General features: G+C 45.6%; 20 protein-coding genes and 2 pseudogenes. 13 read left to right on the plus strand and 9 right to left on the minus strand.

Annotated elements, in window-relative coordinates:
- The first annotated feature begins 89 nt into the window (after positions 1-89).
- The 6 genes from DXN05_RS10060 (at position 90) to DXN05_RS10085 (ending at position 6,699) form a co-directional block, all read left to right on the plus strand.
- On the plus strand, positions 90-938 hold the full coding sequence (locus DXN05_RS10060; RefSeq protein WP_116847074.1) for an ABC transporter permease: 849 nt from the start codon (positions 90-92) through the stop codon (positions 936-938).
- A 9-nt stretch (positions 939-947) separates the two neighbouring features.
- On the plus strand, positions 948-2,216 hold the full coding sequence (locus tag DXN05_RS10065; protein WP_116847075.1) for an ABC transporter ATP-binding protein: 1,269 nt from the start codon (positions 948-950) through the stop codon (positions 2,214-2,216).
- Positions 2,213-4,270, plus strand: a complete 2,058-nt coding sequence (locus DXN05_RS10070) for a glycosyltransferase family 2 protein (RefSeq protein WP_116847076.1) — start codon at positions 2,213-2,215, stop codon at positions 4,268-4,270. Before DXN05_RS10065 ends, DXN05_RS10070 begins: the two co-directional genes overlap by 4 nt.
- Positions 4,271-4,292: 22 nt before the next feature.
- Positions 4,293-5,315: a glycosyltransferase family 2 protein gene (locus DXN05_RS10075; protein WP_116847077.1), complete on the plus strand. Its 1,023-nt coding sequence runs from the start codon at positions 4,293-4,295 to the stop codon at positions 5,313-5,315.
- A 148-nt stretch (positions 5,316-5,463) separates the two neighbouring features.
- Positions 5,464-5,883, plus strand: a complete 420-nt coding sequence (gene aroQ, locus DXN05_RS10080; RefSeq protein ID WP_116847078.1) for a type II 3-dehydroquinate dehydratase — start codon at positions 5,464-5,466, stop codon at positions 5,881-5,883.
- A 138-nt stretch (positions 5,884-6,021) separates the two neighbouring features.
- On the plus strand, positions 6,022-6,699 hold the full coding sequence (locus tag DXN05_RS10085) for a toxin-antitoxin system YwqK family antitoxin (protein ID WP_116847079.1): 678 nt from the start codon (positions 6,022-6,024) through the stop codon (positions 6,697-6,699).
- Between the two features lie 29 nt (positions 6,700-6,728).
- Here the strand turns inward: DXN05_RS10085 and DXN05_RS10090 are convergent, their stop codons facing one another.
- From DXN05_RS10090 to DXN05_RS10100, 3 genes are all read right to left on the minus strand, one after another.
- Positions 6,729-7,559, minus strand: a complete 831-nt coding sequence (locus DXN05_RS10090; protein WP_116847080.1) for an alpha/beta hydrolase — start codon at positions 7,557-7,559, stop codon at positions 6,729-6,731.
- A 260-nt stretch (positions 7,560-7,819) separates the two neighbouring features.
- Entirely contained in the window at positions 7,820-10,207 is a 2,388-nt protein-coding gene (locus DXN05_RS10095) for a M1 family metallopeptidase (protein ID WP_116847081.1), read from the minus strand.
- Positions 10,207-10,890, minus strand: coding sequence for a HupE/UreJ family protein (locus DXN05_RS10100; RefSeq protein WP_116847082.1), 684 nt, complete (start codon positions 10,888-10,890; stop codon positions 10,207-10,209). Before DXN05_RS10100 ends, DXN05_RS10095 begins: the two co-directional genes overlap by 1 nt.
- A gap of 80 nt (positions 10,891-10,970) precedes the next feature.
- Here DXN05_RS10100 and DXN05_RS10105 point away from each other — a divergent pair, with 80 nt between their 5' ends.
- The gene (locus tag DXN05_RS10105) at positions 10,971-11,459 is read left to right on the plus strand and encodes a DUF6702 family protein (protein WP_116847083.1); all 489 of its coding nucleotides are present in this window, start codon (positions 10,971-10,973) and stop codon (positions 11,457-11,459) included.
- Between the two features lie 258 nt (positions 11,460-11,717).
- On the opposite strand, the gene DXN05_RS10110 is transcribed toward DXN05_RS10105, so the two are convergent.
- Positions 11,718-13,013, minus strand: a complete 1,296-nt coding sequence (locus DXN05_RS10110) for a hemolysin family protein (protein ID WP_211330011.1) — start codon at positions 13,011-13,013, stop codon at positions 11,718-11,720.
- A 349-nt stretch (positions 13,014-13,362) separates the two neighbouring features.
- Here DXN05_RS10110 and DXN05_RS10115 point away from each other — a divergent pair, with 349 nt between their 5' ends.
- The 3 genes from DXN05_RS10115 to DXN05_RS10125 all read left to right on the plus strand — a co-directional run bounded on the left by DXN05_RS10115 (position 13,363) and on the right by DXN05_RS10125 (position 14,482).
- The gene (locus DXN05_RS10115; RefSeq protein ID WP_116847084.1) at positions 13,363-13,668 is read left to right on the plus strand and encodes a type II toxin-antitoxin system HigB family toxin; all 306 of its coding nucleotides are present in this window, start codon (positions 13,363-13,365) and stop codon (positions 13,666-13,668) included.
- A 4-nt stretch (positions 13,669-13,672) separates the two neighbouring features.
- Positions 13,673-14,050 (plus strand): helix-turn-helix domain-containing protein, encoded by a 378-nt coding sequence (locus DXN05_RS10120; protein WP_116847085.1) that lies wholly within the window; start codon positions 13,673-13,675, stop codon positions 14,048-14,050.
- Positions 14,051-14,140: 90 nt separating this feature from the next.
- Positions 14,141-14,482, plus strand: a complete 342-nt coding sequence (locus DXN05_RS10125) for a hypothetical protein (protein ID WP_116847086.1) — start codon at positions 14,141-14,143, stop codon at positions 14,480-14,482.
- 246 nt (positions 14,483-14,728) lie between these two features.
- Here the strand turns inward: DXN05_RS10125 and DXN05_RS10130 are convergent, their stop codons facing one another.
- On the minus strand, positions 14,729-15,589 hold the full coding sequence (locus DXN05_RS10130; protein WP_116847087.1) for a class I SAM-dependent methyltransferase: 861 nt from the start codon (positions 15,587-15,589) through the stop codon (positions 14,729-14,731).
- Positions 15,590-15,851: 262 nt separating this feature from the next.
- Positions 15,852-16,031: a hypothetical protein gene (locus tag DXN05_RS10135; RefSeq protein WP_116847088.1), complete on the minus strand. Its 180-nt coding sequence runs from the start codon at positions 16,029-16,031 to the stop codon at positions 15,852-15,854.
- 301 nt (positions 16,032-16,332) lie between these two features.
- Between DXN05_RS10135 and DXN05_RS10140 the strand changes: the two genes are divergently transcribed.
- Positions 16,333-16,629, plus strand: a complete 297-nt coding sequence (locus tag DXN05_RS10140) for a hypothetical protein (RefSeq protein ID WP_116847089.1) — start codon at positions 16,333-16,335, stop codon at positions 16,627-16,629.
- Between the two features lie 83 nt (positions 16,630-16,712).
- Here the strand turns inward: DXN05_RS10140 and DXN05_RS10145 are convergent, their stop codons facing one another.
- Positions 16,713-17,375 (minus strand): hypothetical protein, encoded by a 663-nt coding sequence (locus DXN05_RS10145; protein WP_116847090.1) that lies wholly within the window; start codon positions 17,373-17,375, stop codon positions 16,713-16,715.
- A 181-nt stretch (positions 17,376-17,556) separates the two neighbouring features.
- Between DXN05_RS10145 and DXN05_RS25050 the strand changes: the two are divergent.
- Positions 17,557-17,953 (plus strand): annotated as a pseudogene (locus DXN05_RS25050) (helix-turn-helix domain-containing protein); the annotation flags it as partial.
- Between the two features lie 71 nt (positions 17,954-18,024).
- On the opposite strand, the gene DXN05_RS10155 reads toward DXN05_RS25050, so the two are convergent.
- Both DXN05_RS10155 and DXN05_RS10160 read right to left on the minus strand, forming a co-directional pair.
- Positions 18,025-18,690: a hypothetical protein gene (locus tag DXN05_RS10155; RefSeq protein ID WP_116847091.1), complete on the minus strand. Its 666-nt coding sequence runs from the start codon at positions 18,688-18,690 to the stop codon at positions 18,025-18,027.
- Positions 18,691-18,719: 29 nt separating this feature from the next.
- Positions 18,720-19,043 (minus strand): hypothetical protein, encoded by a 324-nt coding sequence (locus tag DXN05_RS10160; RefSeq protein ID WP_116847092.1) that lies wholly within the window; start codon positions 19,041-19,043, stop codon positions 18,720-18,722.
- Between the two features lie 128 nt (positions 19,044-19,171).
- Here DXN05_RS10160 and DXN05_RS10165 point away from each other — a divergent pair.
- Positions 19,172-19,378: pseudogene (locus DXN05_RS10165) on the plus strand (integrase core domain-containing protein); the annotation flags it as partial.
- Between the last annotated feature and the right edge of the window lie 8 nt (positions 19,379-19,386).

Genomic DNA, 19,386 nt, shown 5'->3' on the forward strand with positions numbered 1-19,386 from the left:
CGCTGATAGTAAGGTTTTTTTAAGCGCGCAGTTGTTGCAGCGCATTTTTTTTGATGTAATTTCAGTATGTACCTGTTAATCCGTACCGTATGCATAAAAAGCCATGGGATTGGGAAATTGAGGCTTCGGCCGCCAGGGTATTTTCGTTTCAGCCGGCATTTTTCAGGAACAACAAAGACCTGCTGTTGCGTTTTGCCCGGCGCGACCTGGTGGCCAGTTACCAGCAAACCATCCTGGGACCTGTATGGATTTTTCTGCAACCACTTTTAACCACCCTGGTTTATTACATTGTTTTCGGTAAAATAGTGCGGTTATCAACCGAGGGCTTGCCTGCCGTTGTATTTTACCTGCCGGGCATTATTCTCTGGAACTTTTTTTCAGATTGCGTGATGGAAACCATGTACACCTTTATAAAAAATGCGCATGTTTTTAATAAAGTGTATTTCCCGCGCATTGTAGTGCCGTTTAGCGCAGCCCTGGTGCAGCTGGTGCGGCTGTTGATACAGCTGGTGGTGTTTTTACTCGTATACGCCTATTACCTGTGGCAGGGGTATTACCCGGTGCCCGGCGTAACATTGTTGCTTATTCCGCTGCTGCTGATCATGCAGACAGCCCTGGCCTTGGGTACAGGCCTGGTGATGAGCGCGGTGCTGGCCAAATACCGCGATATGGAAAACATATTCCATTTTCTGCTGCGGCTGTTTATGTTTGCCACGCCTGTATTTTATGCCGCCTCTATTATTCCACCGCAACTGCGCTGGTTTTACTGGTTTAACCCGCTTACCGTAATTATTGAAACCTGGCGCGCAGCTTTTTTTTCTTGGAAAGACATTCATTACAATTATATCGCCCTTGCATTTGTGGAAAGCATGCTGGTATTGCTGGCCGGTATCTGGCTGTTTCAAAAGCGGGCGCTTACGGTAATAGACACCATTTAAACATGCAGTATGCACGATACCATTATTGAACTGGAAAATGTGTCGAAGCTGTACCGCCTGGGCAATTATGGTTCGGGCAGTTTTAAGGAAGACTTTACCGGCTGGTGGAACCGCAAGGTATTGCGCAAACCTGCCGATTTGTTGCAAACCCGCCAGCAATACGAGTTGTGGGCATTAAAGAACATTAACCTCAGCGTAAACAGGGGCGAGGTGCTGGGTTTTCTGGGCAGTAACGGTGCAGGTAAATCAACCCTGCTTAAACTTATAGCACGTATCACCTTACCCACTACCGGAATCATTCGCGGCAAAGGGCGCATAGCCACCCTGCTGGAGGTGGGTACAGGTTTTCACCACGAATTAACCGGGCGGGAAAACATTTTTCTCAATGGCACTATCCTGGGCATGAAAACACGGGAAATAAAGGCTAAGCTCGATGAGATTATCGCATTCTCGGGCATTGAGCGTTTTATAGATACACCTGTAAAACGTTATTCCAGCGGCATGTATGTAAGGCTGGCATTTGCCATTGCCGCCAACCTCGACCCCGAAATACTTATTATCGATGAAGTGCTGGCAGTAGGTGATGAGGCCTTTCAGCGCAAATGCATTGGTAAAATGAAAGAAGTAACCGGCCATGCCGGCAGAACTGTATTGTTTGTAAGCCACAACACCCAGGCGCTTAAAAATTTATGTGCGCGTGTGGTGTGTATGGATAAAGGGCAGATTGTGGAAGAAGGCCTGCCCGAAAAAGTAATTGCGGATTACCTGAAAAAAGCGCAGCAGCAGTTTTTTTACCAGGAGTATGCAACACCTGAAGAAGCGCCGGGTAACGATCATATACGCATAAAAAAAGTATCGCTGGTGCCCCGTTTTCTGCCCGGTTTCAACGCCATAGATATACGTACCCCGCTGGAAATTCATTTTGAATTCTGGTATTTTAACGGCGCTTCCGATAGCCTGATTGCAGGCATTCAGCTGCACACACTTTCGGGCGAATGTATTTTTGATATCTGCTCAACAGGGCACTGTTTTTCTAACGGAAAAGTAAGCGGGCATTGCCTTATACCCGGCAACTTCTTAAACGATGGCTCTTATTATATTTCGCTGTCTTTCGTAAAAAATACCACCAACCGGTTGTTTCATTTCGAAGCCTGTCTTTCGTTTGATGTGGAAGATTACCGCACGCAAAGCGCCTGGTTTGGCAAATGGCTGGGATATGTGCGGCCCGCTTTTCCCGTGTTGCTGGAATATGAACCCATTTTAACCGGTATTGTATGAAGCAGTTTACCCCATACGCAATAGTGCATGTACAGCTTACCGAAGGTTTTACAGTAGCGGTACCACCAGGCAATACTTACCTTGTGTTGTGGTGGCAGGGTGTGCCGCTGGGGCATATATGGTATTGCGCGGCCACTATGCCGGGCAGTGCCGCACAACTGCGCAGGGATATTCTGCAGGCAATAGCGCCGGCTGTGTGGCATTATGCGGCAGGTGTTACAGGCACTGCTGTTGTTACTGCCGAAAACAGCAGCGATGCCGCTATTCAGCATTGCCTGCAACAGGTGTTTGATACGCTTAACAACCGGCTGCAGCAGGCGCCCGCCGAAAGCCTGTCTGTTGTTATCTGCACCCGTAACAGGCCAGGCCCTTTGCAGCAATGCATTACAGAACTGATGAAAAGCCATGACCGTGATTTTGAACTGATAGTGGTAGACAATGCTTCCGATACAGCAGCAACCAGGCTCGTGGTGCAGCAGTTTGATGGCGTAAAATATGTGTTTGAACCCAGGAAGGGTTTGGATATTGCACGCAATACCGGGGCAGCCAGCGCTACCCGTGCCATTATTGCCTATACCGATGATGATGTGCTGGTAAGCAGGGAGTGGACGGCCCAGCTGAAAAAGGCATTTGCCAACCGCACCACGATGGCGGTTACCGGGCTTGTGTTGCCTTATGCGCTGGACACCGAAGCGCAGTATATTTTCGAGAAGTACTGGGGCTTTAACAAGGGCTTTGCCCCGGTAACATTCGATCATGCTTTTTTTATGGCGAAGCTGGATGATGGCGTGCCTGCCTGGGATGTGGGCGCCGGTGCCAGCATGGCTTTCAGAAGGGAAGCATTTGATTTGTTCGGCTGGTTTGATGAACGGCTGGATGTGGGCGCAGCAGGTTGCAGCGGCGATTCGGAATACTGGTACCGCATACTTGCCGAAGGTTTTAACTGTGTATACCTGCCCCATATTTATGTACTGCACCAGCACCGCGCCGACAAAGCCAGCTTGCACCGGCAATTGTTTAGCTATATGCGCGGACTGGTTTCATCGTTGTATGTACAACATGAGCGCTATGGGCACCGGGGCAATTTAACGCGTATCCATCCCGGCTTATCCAATTACTATCTCAATCGCCTGAAACAACGCCTGCGTTATGGTGCAACGCCCGATTTTACTACTTTTTTTACAGAAGTAAAAGGCTGCATTTCGGGCAGAAGATTTTACCGCAGCAACAGGCAAACATCTTCCGGCAGCAGTGGTATGCACAACCCCACGCCCCTGGCGCCCGCTGTGGTAAATGAACATACCTGGGTTACCGTGGTGATTACCTGTTACAACCAGGGGCAGTTTCTGGAAGAAAGCATTCGAAGCGTGTACAGGCAAACCTTTCAGCGGTTTGAACTGGTTGTGGTAGATGACGGCTCATCCGATAATACTGCTGCCATTGCGCAGCAATTCAGGGAAGTGAAATACGTGCGTACGGAAAGGGTAGGGCTTTCGGCTGCACGCAATATTGGCGCAGCGCATGGTAATGCACCGTTTATACTTTTTTTAGATGCAGACGATTTTCTTTACCCCAATGCACTGGAAGTAAACCTGTACTATTTCAGCATAGTGCCTGATGCGGCCTTTGTGTCGGGCGGACACGATCGTGTTGACGAACACGGATCTGTTATGCAGCACGTGCAGCAGGAGGCTGAAAGCGGTTACTGCTCACTGTTACAGGGTAATTACATTGGCATGGAAGCAACCGTATTGTACAGAAAAGAATTGTTTTTCCGTTATCATTTTAATACCGCTTTAAGCGTTTGTGAAGATTATGATCTTAACTTGCATATAGCAAGGAACTATCCCATATTCAGTCATACCACACGCATCGCTGCTTATCGTTTTCACAGTTTTAATGTATCGCGCGATAAACAACGCATGTTGAAAGCTGCATTGGCAACACTCGAAAAACAGTACCCGTATTTAACCTCTGCAAAGCAGAAAGAAGCATACCAACAGGGCCTTGTTAACTGGAACAGGTTTTATTTAACCGAAGCAGTGCAATATTAATTGCGTATTTAAACCGAGGTATATGCAAGAAAGAACGCCTCAGCAACCACCGGTTATTCCACCGTTGCCGGCAACAACACATCGTACCAAATGGTCAGTCATGATCCCTGCCTATAATTGTGCAGCCTACCTTACGCGTGCGATTGAGAGTGTGCTTGAGCAGGCGCCTGCTGCAGATGAGATGCAGATCGAGGTTATTGATGATTTTAGTACTGATGCAGATATAGGTGCGCTGGTTGCCAATGCTGGTAAGGGCAGGGTAGGCTACTACAGGCAGCCGGCAAATGTTGGCAGCCTGCGTAATTTTGAAACCTGCATTAACCGCGCAAGGGGCGAACTGGTACATATACTGCATGGGGATGATTTTGTAAAGCCGGGCTATTATAAAGAAATAGAAAAGCTGTTTGCTTTATGCCCCGACGCGGGCGCTGCATTTACCGACTTTATTTATGTAAACCACGAAAACCGGGAATTGCAAACGGAAAAGAAATTGCTGGCAGAGCCGGGTATAATCGACAACTGGCTATTCAGGCTTGCCGAAGGCAACAGGATACAGGCCCCATGCATCACCGTAAAACGCAAAGTATACGAACAGTTAGGGTCTTTTTTTGCGGTACATTATGGTGAAGATTGGGAAATGTGGGTGAGGATAGCTGCCCATTACCCGGTAGTGCATTCCCCGGGGTATTTTGCGTGCTACCGCATTCACCAAACAAATATCAGCACCAGGTATTATGAAACAGGACAAAATATCAAAGACATCAGTAAAGTGATCAATATTATCTGCCAGCATCATTTGCCAAAAGAAATGAAAGAGGTGCTCAGGAAAAAGGCGCGGAAAAATTTCTCCTGGTTTTTTAGCGATCTCTCCCATATTTTATTTGAAGAGCAGGGTAATGCCAAAGCGGCACTTGTACAGGCCAGGCATGCATTTTTGCTGAATAAAAACGGGTATTCTGCCAGGTCGTATATTAAGCTGTACCTGAAAATCCGCTTCCCTTTTATGATCAAAACCTTCCGCCACATGTACAAAATAGCGGTGTAAGTAATACCCCATACCAACGTTAAACCTTTAAACTATTAAACGCTTAAACAATTGAACCTCTTTTCTTTCACCACGATATCCACACTCCAGGTACAAGTAATTGGCTGGTAATCCGAAAGGTTTTACTTTGTAGCCCATTTAGTCGTTTATGAAGATTGCAATTATCAACGGTCCCAATTTAAACCTGCTCGGTAAGCGGGAGCCGGGTATTTATGGCAACCAGTCGTTCGAAGATTATTTCAGCAAGCTGCAGGAACAGTATTCGGAGGTGGCATTCAGCTATTACCAAAGCAATGTGGAGGGAGAGCTGATTAACGAGGTGCAGCGCGTGGGCTTTTCGTACGATGGCATTGTGCTGAACCCGGGCGGGTATACCCATACCTCTGTGGCCCTGGGCGATGCCATTGCGGCCATTAAAACGCCTGTAATCGAGGTGCATATCAGCAATGTGCATGCAAGGGAAGAGTTCCGCAAAATATCGCATGTATCTGCCAAATGCATGGGTACCATCAGCGGGCTGGGCATGGCCGGGTACGGACTTGCGGTGCGTTGTTTCTGGGAAAAATAAGGGGGCTGCATACTGTAAAGCCTTCTAAACCGTTATTTACAATACATTTGCCCGAAATCAACCCGATTTTAAGCAAATCTGGTACAGTTCATGTGCCAATATACTTAGTAACCCATTTTATCATTAAACCTGCTGTCTATGACGCGCTGGTTCCTGCTGCTTTGCGGGCTCATACTGGTTTCAGCAGCTACAGCTCAATGTAGAACCTTTCGCATAGGCGTGAAGGGAGATACTTTGGATTGTGTAGACATGAAGGGCGACAAGCAGGGAAAATGGGTGATTCATGTAGATGAACTGAGGGGTAACCCCGGTTATGAAGAAGAAGGTATTTTTAAAAACGGCCAGAAGGAAGGCATGTGGCGCAAGTTTAACCTCATGGGCGACCTGCTTTGCATTGAAAACTACCACTGGGGCAATAAAGACGGCATTAGCCGCTACTACAACCTGGTAGGGCAGCTTACCCGCGAAGAAAGCTGGAAAGCCACCAATCCCGATCATCCTTACGATACGGTAGAAGTGCCCGACCCTGTTAACCCGCTGAAGGTAACCATGACGCTGGTAAAGGTAGAAGCACATACTGAGGCACATGGCCAATGGAATTACTACGATCCCAACTCGGGTATGATTGTTAAAACAGAAACTTATTTTCTCGGCAAACTGCAAACACCCGGCAATGGCAATAATGTGGTGAACACCATTCGTGTTGGCCCCAAAGTGCCCGGCCCCGGCGATAAACCCCGCGAAGTACTCGAATACGAGAAACGCAATTCCGGTAAAAAGAAGGTCCGCGAAAGAGAAGGCGGCACCGGTTATTAATGCCACCCCTCTATGTTTAGCTGCTGCGTTTATTGCTGTGCAGTGCCCTGTTTCCTGAAATAATCCCTGAAGAATAAAAGCTGGTATTGCACCGCGTTGCCCCAGTAGTTCCAGTTATGTCTGCCCGGGCGTTCTGTATAGTCGTGGTCTATTTTCTTTTCCATGAGTTTGCTGTGCAGGTTACGGTTTACCTGTATAAAAAAATCGTCGACACCGCATTCAAAGGCAATGGCGAGTGTGCCGTTTTTAAGAGAATCTACCGCGCGTACAACGGTGTTCTGTTCCCACAACGCTTTGTTGGCTTCGTAACTGCCCAGGCGTTTGGCGATATCCCAGTTTTTGGGGAAAGGCGTAAAATCTACACCGCCGCTCATGCTGCCTGCAGCGCCAAACACATCACTGTGGCGTATGGCTACATACAATGCGCCATGACCGCCCATGCTTAAACCGCTGATGGCCCTGGCTTCCCTGCGGGCAATGGTGCGGTAATGGGCATCAATAAAGGCAGGCACTTCTTTAGCTACATGGGTTTCGTATTTAAAGCCGGTATCTACAGGGCTGTCGAAGTACCAGCTGCCGAAGGCGCCATCCGGACAAACGACCACTACATTCATTTCGTCTGCACTTTTTACCATGCTCTGCGTGCTTTTAACCCAGTCGCCATAGTTGCCACTGTAGCCGTGCAGCAGGTATACTACGGGGTAGTGTGCCTGGCTATGCTGGTAGCTGTTGGGGGTTACCACTACGCATTGAATGTTTTTGTGCATGCTGTTGCTGAAGATGGAGATGGTGTCGACCGTTGCGGCGAAGGTGAGGCTGCAGGCAAGCATTGCGCCAAGCAGCAAAGCGATTTTTTTCATAGATCGAATGTAGTGAAAACAGCTTATAGCTGATAGCGGTTAGCTTGTTGAGTTAACACGATGCCGGTGGTTGTGTCCCTCACACGATGCCGGTGGCTGTGTCCCCACAGCCACTTTCTTCAACCCCACATGAGCGGCTGTGAAGACACAGCCGCGGGCAATGGTAACAAAGCAAAAGCCGCTTCACTTGTGTGAAACGGCTTTTTGTTTTCTCATGTAATCGGGAGTAGTGGCGCAGCTGTGTGGGCTGCATAGACCAACTATTGTGCGGCTTTCTGCATGGGGTTCAGTCCGGTTGACTGGCCACGCGCTGCCTGTTTCATTTTGTAAATGCTGAACTTGCTTTGCGCTTCTACTTTAGGCCAGCTGTTGTTGTTTTCGTCAATGTCAGCTGTTTCGCGCATTGGATCGAGCAGTACGCCTGTTACTTCTTTGTCTTTCAGGAACAGTTTGGTAACATGGTTTTCATCTTTGCGCCATATTTGTGCAGGAATGCGGTCTACTTCTTTGGTACCGTCTGCAAAAGTCCACTGTACAATAACCGGCATTACCAGTCCGCCCTTGTTGCTGAATGATAATTCGTAGATGAATTTGCCGGCATATTTCTGCTTGTCAGCATCGGTTAATGCATCGAGCATGAAAGGTGATGTGGCTTTGAATTTATAGGTGCTGTCGTAAGCAGCAATACCGCGGTCGTATTTCCAGTAAAAATCGCGCAGGGTAGTATCTACGTCTGTAAGGAAGTGAATGTTTTTATCTTCCCTGTTGCGGATTTTAGAAATGTCTTCAAAGTTGTTTACAGCAGGCTTGTCAAGACCACGCATGCCATCTGCGCTGGCTTCGCCTCTTCTGCCCATTACCGGGAATTTCACCTGGCCATTGGGGTCGAACTGGAAACCTTTTACGCTGTCGAGTGCAATGTCGCAAGCTTCAATGCTGTAGAACCAGCCTCTCCAGAACCAGTCAAGATCTTCACCGCTTGCATCTTCCATGGTACGGAAGAGATCGGCAGGTGTAGGATGTTTGAAAGCCCAGCGGCGTGCATATTCTTTAAACGCATAGTCAAACAGGTCGCGGCCCATAATGGTTTCGCGGAGAATGTTTAAACCGGTTGCGGGTTTGCTGTAGGCGTTAGGACCAAACTGGATAATGTTTTCGCTGTTGGTCATAATGGGTTCCAGCTGGTTTTTCGGCATCTTCATGTAATCGGTAATGCTGTAAGCCGGTCCGCGTTTGCTGGGGAATTTATTGTCGTACAGTTCTTCGGTAAGGTATTCAACAAAAGTATTCAGGCCTTCATCCATCCATGTCCACTGGCGTTCGTCGCTGTTCACGATCATGGGGAAAAAGTTGTGTCCTACTTCGTGGATGATTACACCGAGCATGCCGTTTTTGGTGGCTTCGCTATAAGTACCGTCTTTTTCTGTGCGGCCGTAGTTAAAGCAAATCATCGGGTATTCCATACCGTTGGCTGCTTCAATACTCTGTGCTACAGGGTAGGGGTAAGGGAAGGTGAATTTAGAGTACGATTTGATGGTGTGTGCCACTGCCTTGGTAGAGAACTTGCTGTACAGGTTGTACGCTTCTTTACCATAAAAGCTCATACACATTACTTTCTTGCCTTCTACAAAAGCGGGCATGGCATCCCATATAAATTTGCGGGAAGAAGTCCAAGCAAAGTCACGCACCATATCTGCCTTGAATATCCAGGTTTTGGTGGCGCTGCTCTGGCTGCCTTCTGCTTTTTTAGCTTCGTCGAGTGTAACAATCTGCACAGGCTCTTTGCTGGTTTGTGCTTTCTGCCAGCGTGCAAAATGTGCTGCATCCAGCACCTGCTGGTAGTTTTGGCATTCGCCGGTACCGCCTACAAAGTGATCGGCAGGCACTGTCATCTGTACTTTAAAGTTACCGAAGGTGAGTGCGAACTCGCCGCGGCCGGTGAACTGGTGGTTTTGCCAGCCCTGGAAATCGCTGTACACGCAAAGGCGTGGGTACCACTGCGTCATGGTGAACAGCATATTGCCGTCCTCAGGAAACAGTTCGTAGCCGCCGCGTCCGCCGAGTTTCATGCGGTCGCTTATTTTGTAATTCCAGTCTACATTAAACACGAATTTCTCACCCGGTTTCAATGTAGCGGGCAATTCCACACGCATCATGGTTTTGTTAACCGTGAAGGCCAGTTTTTTGCCGGTGATGTCGGTTATTTTAGTGATGTTGTCACCATAACCGTTTTCGGTTTTCTGTTCCTGTAATTTGTCGAGTGTATTGATGTCGATAGCGCCGTTACGCAGGCTGCTGCCATCCTGGTAATTGGCGTTTTTGCTGTTGCTGTGTTCGTTCTCATCCAGCTGCAGCCACAGGTAGGTGAGCGCATCGGGAGAGTTGTTATAGTAACTGATGGTTTCGCTGCCGGTAAGACGTGTATTTTTTTCGTCGAGCGTACATTTGATATCATAGTCTGCACGCTGCTGCCAGTACTTGCTGCCTGGTGCACCGCTTGCGGTACGATATTCATTAGGGGTAGGTAAGATGGTGCCCAGCTGTTCGAATTTGTTGCCATGGTTCGATCCGGGGTTGTTCTGGATATCCTGCGCATCGGCCGCCAAACCCAGGGCCAGCGCTCCAGTACAGATCAACAGTTTTCTCATCAGTGAATAATTGTGTCGTTTTTACGTTCGGAATATATCAAACAGTTGTTGTTTGCTAAAGGCAATGATGCGGCTACAAAAGCTGCATCGGTGGTGTTTTTATGTACAGGTAAACGCTCTATCGCCATTTGAAGCGCTACTGCTGCAATAGCACCGCTTACAAATACCAGGAACTCACGCCGGTTAAAGCCGATTAAACGCACCAGCACGAATGACAACAGTAACACAATGGCTACAATGATTAACTGGCCTGCTTCGAGGCCCAGATTAAAGGCGAGCAAAGGAAGAACAATGGACTGGTCTTTTCCCACAAAGCTTTTCAGCGCAGAGCTAAAACCAAGCCCGTGAATTAATCCAAATATCAATGCAAAAAAATAAATGAGCGGTAGTTTAGCGGTGAAACGGAAGTCTTTTACGGTAAGATTACTGAATGCCGTGATTAAAATGGTGGCGGCAATCAAAAACTCCGTCCAGTTGCGGGAGAAATGGATAAACTGCAGTGTGCTGAGCGCCAGTGTAACAGAATGACCGATGGTAAACGCTGTAACCATTACCAGCAGCTGCTTCCAGTCAGTCCACAAATACCGTAGACATAATGCGGTTACAAAAAGAATATGGTCGAGACCTTCCCAATTAATTATATGCCAGAAACCCATTTGGGCGTACAAAACAAATTCACTCATGCCATTCGTTCGGGGGAAAAAAAATCTATAAGCGTCCAATTTAATGCAGACTTTTGTAGTTTCAAAAAATAAATCCGTTGATGGCAACCGTTCTGTTACACTCATTTCTCAGCATTTTTCTTGGTTTGATGCATCCTTTTTATGTGTCAATGACAGATATTCAACACAATACGACCAATAAATCGCTCGAAATAAGCGTACGTATTTTCACCGATGACTTTGAAGGAGCGCTGCGAAAAAATTATCCCGGCAAAATAGACCTGATACACCCGCCCGACAAAAATGCCATTAACCACGATGTGGCAGACTACATTAACAAACACCTGCAATTACAGGTAAACGGCAAGCCTGCCCCCTATACGTTTGTGGGGTTTGAACAGCAGGAGGAGAGTACCTGGTGTTATTTTGAAGTATCCAATGTTGCAACATTGCAGCAACTGCAAATTACCAATACGCTGCTGCACGATTACAATACCAACCAGATAAACATGATGCACATTAAAACGGGCAGCAAGGAAAAAAGCGATAAGCTGGATTATCCTGATGCGGTGGCGAAGTTTGTGTTTTAGTTTGGGTGTGTCGGCTTCGCCGGTGTGTGGTAACAAGTGAATAGTGAATAGGCAATAGTGAATGAGGAAAGCATCGAGAATCGAGAATCGACAGTCGGGATGATCGTAGCGAAAATACCATCTGCCCGCGGCTGTGTCCTCACAGCCGCTCGTATTGAAATAAAAGAGGGTGGTTGTGGGGACACAGCCACCGGCATAAATTGATATTGTATTGCGATAAACGCTCGTAGCTTGCAGCTTGAAGCTCGGGGCTGTTCTCTATTCCTCTTCCTCTTCGTTGGCTTTGTGTTTGGCTTTTACCAGGATTTTATCAATGCGGTGGCCGTCCATGTCGAGGATTTCCATGTCGAAGCCGCGCCAGTGCAGTTTTTCGCCTGTAAGGGGAATGTGCTGCAGGTGATGCAGTATAAAGCCGGCGATGGTATCAAACTCCTGTTCGCCTTCTTCAATCCATTCGGTTTTATCAAAATAGCTCAGGAAATTATAGAAAGGAATCTGCCCATCTACCAGGAAACTGCCGTCTTCCCGTTTGGTAATTTCGTAATCATCTTCTTCTGCAGGTACAATACTGCCTACAATGGCTTTGAGGATATCGTGCAGCGTAATAATACCCTGCAGCGTGCCATATTCATCTACAATGAATGCATACTGCAGGCCGGCTGTTTTAAAGCGCTCCAGCAGTTGGTAGGCGGAGTTGTTTTCGGGCACATACAAGGCAGGCTGCATCAGCTCTTTCAGTTGCTGGTGCGGCTGCGCCAAAAACAGGCTTTTCAGGAAAACCACGCCCTTGATATTATCGATATTGTCATCACACACCGGGTATACCGTATGGGCAACAGAGGCTGTTGATTTTTTAACGTCTTCCACCGTATCGTTCATATCCACCCACATAATATCGCTGCGGTGCGTCATGAGGGAAGTGATATTGCGGTCGCCCAGGTGAAACACGCGTTCAATAATGTCCTGCTCGGCTTCTTCAATGGTACCCTGTTCGGTGCCTTCGCTGATGATAGCCTTGATTTCCTCTTCCGTTACCTGCGATTCATTGGCGCGGATGCCGAAGAGTTTTACGAGGGCATTGGTAGATACATCGAGCAGCAGGATGAAGGGATAGGTGATCCAGCTAACAATCTGCATGGGTTTGGCCACCTGCTTGGCAATTTTTTCGGGATTGCTGAGGCCGATGCGTTTGGGCACCAACTCGCCGATTACCAGGGAGAGGTAGGTGATAAACATCACCGCGATAACGGTGGCGCTGATATTGGCGTAGGGACGGATAAAGTCGAACCTGCTGAGAAAATCGACGATATCACCCTTGATATGCTCGCCGGAGAAAATACCGGTTAAAATGCTGATAAGGGTGATGCCGATTTGTACGGTAGATAAAAAGTTGTCGGGTTTAGCGGTGAGCTTCAGTGCGTCGCGCGCGCGCAAATCGCCCTTGTTCGCCTGGGTTTCCAAACGTGCGCGGCGGGAAGAAACCAGTGCAATTTCTGCCATCGAAAAAAGCCCGTTCAAAATAATCAGTCCCAGGATAATAAATATCTCAATCATAATAGCTGTAATCGCGTAAAACTACTGAATATTAGGGGAAAACGAATGGGGATTTTGGGGAGGCGGGGCGGCTTGGTGAGTGGTGAGTAGTGAGTGGTGAGTGATGGAAGCGGAGGGGCTGCCGGGGCGAGTGGCATTCGTGAGTGAGGGAGCTGGTGAATAGTGAATAGGCAATAGTGAATGAACTTAACAAGTGCCGTTCGTGAGTGTTGAGGGATCTTAGAGGCATGGGGCAGAAAGGCTACTAATAGTTGAGTTTGCGTGCTGCGAAATTGATGATTTTTTATCCTACTGAAAGATCGTTGTTCTAAATTAAAGAACTTTATTCTAATTTTGAAAACAGATTATAATGGTCGTAATATCTAAAGCAGTGCTTAAAGAGTTTTCGGAAAGCCACCCGGATGCAGTAAGTGCACTGGAAAAATGGTACACAGATGCACAAGCTGCTGACTGGAAGAATTTCAACGAGATGAAAAAGTCTTTTAATACTGTAGATGCTGTAGGGAATGACAGGTATGTTTTTGATATTAAGGGGAATCATTACAGATTAATAACCCTTATCCTGTTTAAAGTGAGAACTGTTTTTATATTATTTGTTGGCACCCATAAGGAGTATGACAAGATAAATGCGGCAGATGTTGTTTTTAAAAAGTAGAAACATGAAACACGAAATTTCTTCCAAAAAGGCCTACCATGAAACCATGGTTGCTGTTTATAACCTGATGAATAAAGGAGAAGCAAAATTGACTGCTGCAGAACTGAAAAAACTTTCTGCCATGGCGGCGGCTGCAGAAAAATATGAAGATGAGGTATTGGGTTTAAAACCTAAAAAAGAACCTGCCAGCATAGCTGAAGTTGTTGAATTAAAGATGTTTGAACAAAAAATGTCTCAGGCAAAACTGGCTACTGAACTTGGCATAGGTAAGTCTAAAGTGTCGGAAATACTTTCAGGAAAGCGAAAACCGGACGTGCAGTTTTTAAAAGGCTTACACAAAATATTAAACATTGATGCTGCCTTTTTACTTGAACATGCGTAGCAAAGGCGCAACCTGGGTTTCAACGCTCAGCTAACCTGCTGGTTGGAATTTTGAGCGGTTTGCTTAAATTGCAGTAAAGCGATTTGTAATATGAAAAAGCTGCTGACTGCTGTTGCATTACTTATCACCGGGCATGCCTTTAGCCAGGTGAACTACCAGGAATTGGGTAAACGCCTTGAGGCGGCCGCTGCACACCCTAATATTTGGAAACAACCTGTGCGGCCGCGTATTACGGTGTTTCCCTCTGCCCCGGCTAAAAACACCACACCTGCTGCTCCGATTGATGCTATGCCAGTTGTGCGCACTATCCCATCCAACAACACGCTGCTGGGCAATAATGGCAAGGGGATGGATATTTACCAGTCATCTATCGATGGCATGTACATTGCCAGGCCGGATAAGCAGTTTTATAATGAGATGCCGGTGAAATAGCGTGAATCGTGAGTGGAAAGGCATCCGGGGAAGGACCGTTGATGCCATTTACTTAACAGCCGCTTTGTGACCTTTGCGGGTTTTCTCTTTGTGTTCTTTGTCCAAAGGACTCCTTCGGGGAGCGGTTAAATGTAGATAATGCTTAACTAAACAACATTGCGTTGTGGACCGTCAGTTGCGGTAAAAAAATGAATCACGCTTAACAAAATAATACTGAACCAACAGGCGGTACTACCGAAGGGTTTATTACTTCTGCGCCATAATAAACAGCTGCAGGCCCAGCATCATTTTACCGGTGTCGTATCCTGTTATTATTTTAACAGCTGAAAACCCGGCCTTGCGAAAATCATCCAGCAAATCCCAGCCAAAGTGGTAAAAGCAAAGAATGCCTTGTGGATTCATGGGATCGCCATGATACTCGGGCGTTTGCAGGTGGGTAATTTTGCCGGTGCTGTCAATGGTAGCACGCACCAATGTTTTATCGTTCTCAATAACAAATGGTGTACTTAACAGCACGTGGCCGCCTTTTTTGGTAACGCGGAAAAGTTCGGCAACAGCTTTTTTATAATCGGGAATATGCTCCAGGTCTTCAAAAGACAGGCTTACATCAAAAGCATTATCGGGGTAGGTGAGTGCCGTAAGATCCTGGTGCAGCGGTGCGCCGGGTTTGTAATAGCTGGTGGTAAGCTGCAGCGTTGTTTGCGCTGCTACCACCTGGTGAAACACCGTATCGTGCTCAGCCAGGTAGGCTGTTTGGGCGCCCGGGAAATAACTTTTGATAATAGACAAGCAAAAACGCATGCGGGCATTTAAACCGCTATCATTTGTACCGGCCTCGCGAAAACTGAGGTTGCCTTTAAACCTGTTTAGGTGGTACTTAATGCCGCCCAATTTTACATAAGCGCTGCCCAGCTCTTTTATTTTTTGCTCAAACTCCTCCCGGTATTGGGTGTATGGTGCATATTGGGTAAAATCGGCCTTTGTATGCAGCTCGGCCATTAGTTTATTATAGGGAGATTGCGTATGTAAATAATCAATGTTTTTGGCCAGCGATTTTTGAATGGCGTTTAAACCCTGCCTGGCCGTGCGTTTTAATGTGCTAATCATAAGCCTGCAAACTACTGATAATTTCGAATGAAAATTCTAACAGCTCTCTCTTTGTTGTGCAATATTGTGCAACCATCATAAAGCCAGGTAAGGATTATTGCTGCATAATTCCTGCTGGTTAAACCCTGCTTTTACAAATGCATTTGTTAGCTGCATTTTTATTCATAATCGTATCTGAATGTCTCGAAATTACCTTTGTAAATTGTGGTTTTACAACCACCTGGAAATTTATTGTCAAGTTTATGTAAAACATACTGTTGTATTAATTTTGTACAATATTCTTTTCAATGAATTGAATCAATTTTTCTTCAAGGTCTTGTTCTTTGTCATAGAATACCTGATCCAATTTAGCAAGAGTAAAATCATATTTCCCGTCTGGCCAATTATCAATCACAGTATTTCTTGTTTCTATGTTTGTAGAGGGAAGTCCGGCTGGAATCACTGCCTGTACGTTGAACTATATTCTTTCGTCTTTTGTCAACGAATTATAGTCACTAAAGCCCTTGGTAACAAGTTTTTCCCACCTTTCCTGAAAGTTCAGCAGTGATTTTTTATTTGGCTGCATAAATTAAATGATGTTGAAGTTAAGTTACGTACAACGCATGAAATTATGTTATAAAATGACGATGTAAAATTGAACATCCAATACAACACCAATAGCAACAGTATGTACTGATCTTTTGCCAAGCAAGATATTAATGTAGATTAAATCCCTTAAATTCGTTATTAATAATATTAGTTATATGAAAATGCGCAAGACGTTTAAAATTATACTGATTGTAATTGGTGTTTATCTTGTGTGTTATACAACTATGGCTTTCATTAACCATATATATTCCCGCCCTACACTTGAAGGGTGTAAGGCGTTTGCGCTGAATTCATTTAAAGACAACCCAGAGAAAATGGCTGCATTAAAAGCCAGTGGTTATTATGCGAAAATTACACAAACAAACAGAATAGATTCGGTAGACATCTATTTTCATCAATACTTAGCAATATTGGTAGCTCAAGACCAGGAGCGGGAAAAACAACGTCATTAAAATAAAAAAAAGCGCCGGCTGACAACTTTTGCCTATATAACAAGTCACCGATAAAGTCGCCCCTTCAGACAAGGGGCGACTTGTTATGCATAGCGCGTGATAGCTTCATTTTGCGGAAAACCGGAGAACATAAACTCATACAGCGAGTGTTTCGTTTCGGTTGACCATTCCATTTTAAAAGGTTTGCCACCTTCAACCATTGTAGTTTTCAGTGCAAAGTAGTTGATCATTTGCTTTTCAGGCCAAATGGCAGCCACTGCCGCATTAACCTTATCAATGGCCAGCTTTTCATCTTCCGCAAAGCCAGTATCGAATCTTTCCACTGAATACATTGTTTTGTATTTTTCCGTGCCATTTGCAGGTTGGTAACTAAGCCGGTATTCATCTTCTATGTAAATAGTGAAATATTCGCAGAGCAGCGAGATATCTACCACTATGGATGTACTTAATTCCAGGCCTTCCTGATGCTTCGATGATAATTTAACTGTAGCACTGTAATTCGGAAATTGGTGAAACGACCTATCGTTAACCAATTCGTCACCGAATGCTGTTTGCAGGGTTTTTAAAAAGCGGTTGACGGCTGAGTTATCATCTGCTAAAGTAACATCTATTTTTTCCGTTACTATATCATGCATTCGTTTAATGCCTGGGTGTGCATGCCATATAGATTCATTACAACCAATGGGGTAGTACTGGTACAACGCGTTAAGCAATTTCCAGAAATGGCTATGATCTTTTTCGTGCATATTCGAATCTAAGTAATTAATTAGCCTTGCAATATACTGGTTTACTTCGTGGCATATTCCCGTTGCACCCTGATTGGTTTAAAACAGCACCGGGCGCATTTTCACGAAGATAATTATTAATATATCTGGTTAAGTTGGCTTTTATTTGGGCATCTGCCAGTATCTCAACTTGCAAGGTAATGGCTACAGTCGCGACAGCTTCTACAGGATTAAAGAGCTGTACGATACCGGAGGCGAGAACGCCCTTCGCGAAATCAGCCGAAAGAAACCAATTATTAAGAATTGCGTTGAGCCAGCCATCGAAGAAGCAGTGGTTATTATGGCCTTCAAGAATCCAGTGTTTGGCAACGCCATGACCTGGAAGTGTTTGATAAGCGCCTGAAAGCATTAGAAGCCCGTGTGGCTCAGGATGGTCTAATACTTACCGAAGCTCAGATGATTGTAATGGAGCGCAAAAAAGAAAAACGGGAATCCCAGGGTGAAATAGAAACTATGCATCCAGGCTACCTCGGTTCCCAGGATACTTACTACGTGGGACAATTAAAGGTGTGGGCAGGATCTATCAGCAAACCGATGTTGCTTCGCTGAAAAACGAAAGAGCGAGGTTGTAACCACGCTCTGACATAATATGACAACACCGGGGAGGTGATCAATTTGAATAGATCTTCAAATAACGGTGCGAATCATCGAACAACAAGTCAAAGAAAGTCGGTGCCTTCAAATTGACATATTGCAACTCCGGAACGGGTTTAAACACAATATCTTTAGAAATTAAGGCATATTCCGGATAAATGCTTTTCAGGGCTTTAATCAATGTGTCGACAACTTGTTCACTGGCTGCATCGTCAGCCTCCAATTGACTGCTTTTGAATTCAATTCCATACTTTTCCAAAAATATCTTACGGATGACATTCGGTCGCTCGATTGGATCAGCCTGAACCAACTCTTCTTTATGCTTGACAAGAAATGATTGTTCAAATTCCTTGTCTATCCGTGGGTACCTATTGATATAGAAAAAAAATAATGGCGTTAAACTCGAAAGGTGAAATGCCAGGTAAGCCCCATCTTTTGGCTCATCATCTAGTGTAATGGTGAGGCTTCTGGCGGGGCTCTGGCCGGGTATTAAATATTGTGCATCATCTACATGCAGTCCGGCATCGCGCAAAACCGTCACCAAATGATTCCACCGGTCTTCTCCATCCTTTAAATCCTTGATAATATTTCCCATAGACAATGAATCTGCTGCCATATTACTCACGTTGGCACTCGATTGATAGATGCTGAGCAACGCATTTAAAATTTGCTTTTCTTCCATGGAAACGATTTTATTAAATATACATCAAATTAGCAGTTATTATCACTAGGCCCACTGACAAAAGGTACGCCCCCGGAAATTGGCCCGGGTGATACACTAAAGCTTGTTCCTGGCATATATTCCTCCATCCATAATTTAAAGAAGCTTTTGAATTCATCCGTATATGCCGTTTTACCGTTCACTGCCTTCAATAAATACTCATGTGCATGTGCAGTTGCATAATCGATGGCTTGGGCAATAATGGCTTGTTGTGCTTGCGCAGTAAAAATATAGTGGACCTTCGCATCAGCCCCCATTGACTCATAGATATAGTAGCTGTCCCATAATTCAGCAAATTGATCATGGGAAGACAACCGATTTAGAAGATCCCATTTAACTACATCTATCGGGGCAAAAACCTGAATGCTATAGGTGATTTGCCAACTTTCACCATTTTCATACCATCCTGCAGGAATATTATTGATAATGCAGTTGTTAGTAGACGAACTGTATCTGTGAAAGGCTTCACAGGACTATGCAAGAAGAATTTTACGCGGTCACATTCCGGAAAAAACTGTACGACAGCATCGACGATTTGCAGAACGATCTGGATGCCTGGATGGAGTACTACAACAATGAAAGACCACATAGTGGCAGACATTGCTTTGGTAAAACTCCTATGCAGACATTATCGAATCACTACCTTTAGCAAAACAA

The organism is Deminuibacter soli (assembly GCF_003412455.1).
GTDB lineage: Bacteria > Bacteroidota > Bacteroidia > Chitinophagales > Chitinophagaceae > Deminuibacter > Deminuibacter soli.

Excerpts from the sequence above, each read along its gene's own strand:
- DXN05_RS10060 (WP_116847074.1), top strand. The coding sequence starts at position 90 with ATGCATAAAAAGCCATGGGATTGGGAAATTGAGGCTTCGGCCGCCAGG.
- DXN05_RS10065 (WP_116847075.1), top strand. The coding sequence starts at position 948 with ATGCACGATACCATTATTGAACTGGAAAATGTGTCGAAGCTGTACCGC.
- DXN05_RS10070 (WP_116847076.1), top strand. The coding sequence starts at position 2,213 with ATGAAGCAGTTTACCCCATACGCAATAGTGCATGTACAGCTTACCGAA.
- DXN05_RS10075 (WP_116847077.1), top strand. The coding sequence starts at position 4,293 with ATGCAAGAAAGAACGCCTCAGCAACCACCGGTTATTCCACCGTTGCCG.
- aroQ (WP_116847078.1), top strand. The coding sequence starts at position 5,464 with ATGAAGATTGCAATTATCAACGGTCCCAATTTAAACCTGCTCGGTAAG.
- DXN05_RS10085 (WP_116847079.1), top strand. The coding sequence starts at position 6,022 with ATGACGCGCTGGTTCCTGCTGCTTTGCGGGCTCATACTGGTTTCAGCA.
- DXN05_RS10090 (WP_116847080.1), bottom strand. The coding sequence starts at position 7,559 with ATGAAAAAAATCGCTTTGCTGCTTGGCGCAATGCTTGCCTGCAGCCTC.
- DXN05_RS10095 (WP_116847081.1), bottom strand. The coding sequence starts at position 10,207 with ATGAGAAAACTGTTGATCTGTACTGGAGCGCTGGCCCTGGGTTTGGCG.
- DXN05_RS10100 (WP_116847082.1), bottom strand. The coding sequence starts at position 10,890 with ATGAGTGAATTTGTTTTGTACGCCCAAATGGGTTTCTGGCATATAATT.
- DXN05_RS10105 (WP_116847083.1), top strand. The coding sequence starts at position 10,971 with ATGGCAACCGTTCTGTTACACTCATTTCTCAGCATTTTTCTTGGTTTG.
- DXN05_RS10110 (WP_211330011.1), bottom strand. The coding sequence starts at position 13,013 with ATGATTGAGATATTTATTATCCTGGGACTGATTATTTTGAACGGGCTT.
- DXN05_RS10115 (WP_116847084.1), top strand. The coding sequence starts at position 13,363 with ATGGTCGTAATATCTAAAGCAGTGCTTAAAGAGTTTTCGGAAAGCCAC.
- DXN05_RS10120 (WP_116847085.1), top strand. The coding sequence starts at position 13,673 with ATGAAACACGAAATTTCTTCCAAAAAGGCCTACCATGAAACCATGGTT.
- DXN05_RS10125 (WP_116847086.1), top strand. The coding sequence starts at position 14,141 with ATGAAAAAGCTGCTGACTGCTGTTGCATTACTTATCACCGGGCATGCC.
- DXN05_RS10130 (WP_116847087.1), bottom strand. The coding sequence starts at position 15,589 with ATGATTAGCACATTAAAACGCACGGCCAGGCAGGGTTTAAACGCCATT.
- DXN05_RS10140 (WP_116847089.1), top strand. The coding sequence starts at position 16,333 with ATGAAAATGCGCAAGACGTTTAAAATTATACTGATTGTAATTGGTGTT.
- DXN05_RS10145 (WP_116847090.1), bottom strand. The coding sequence starts at position 17,375 with ATGCACGAAAAAGATCATAGCCATTTCTGGAAATTGCTTAACGCGTTG.
- DXN05_RS10155 (WP_116847091.1), bottom strand. The coding sequence starts at position 18,690 with ATGGAAGAAAAGCAAATTTTAAATGCGTTGCTCAGCATCTATCAATCG.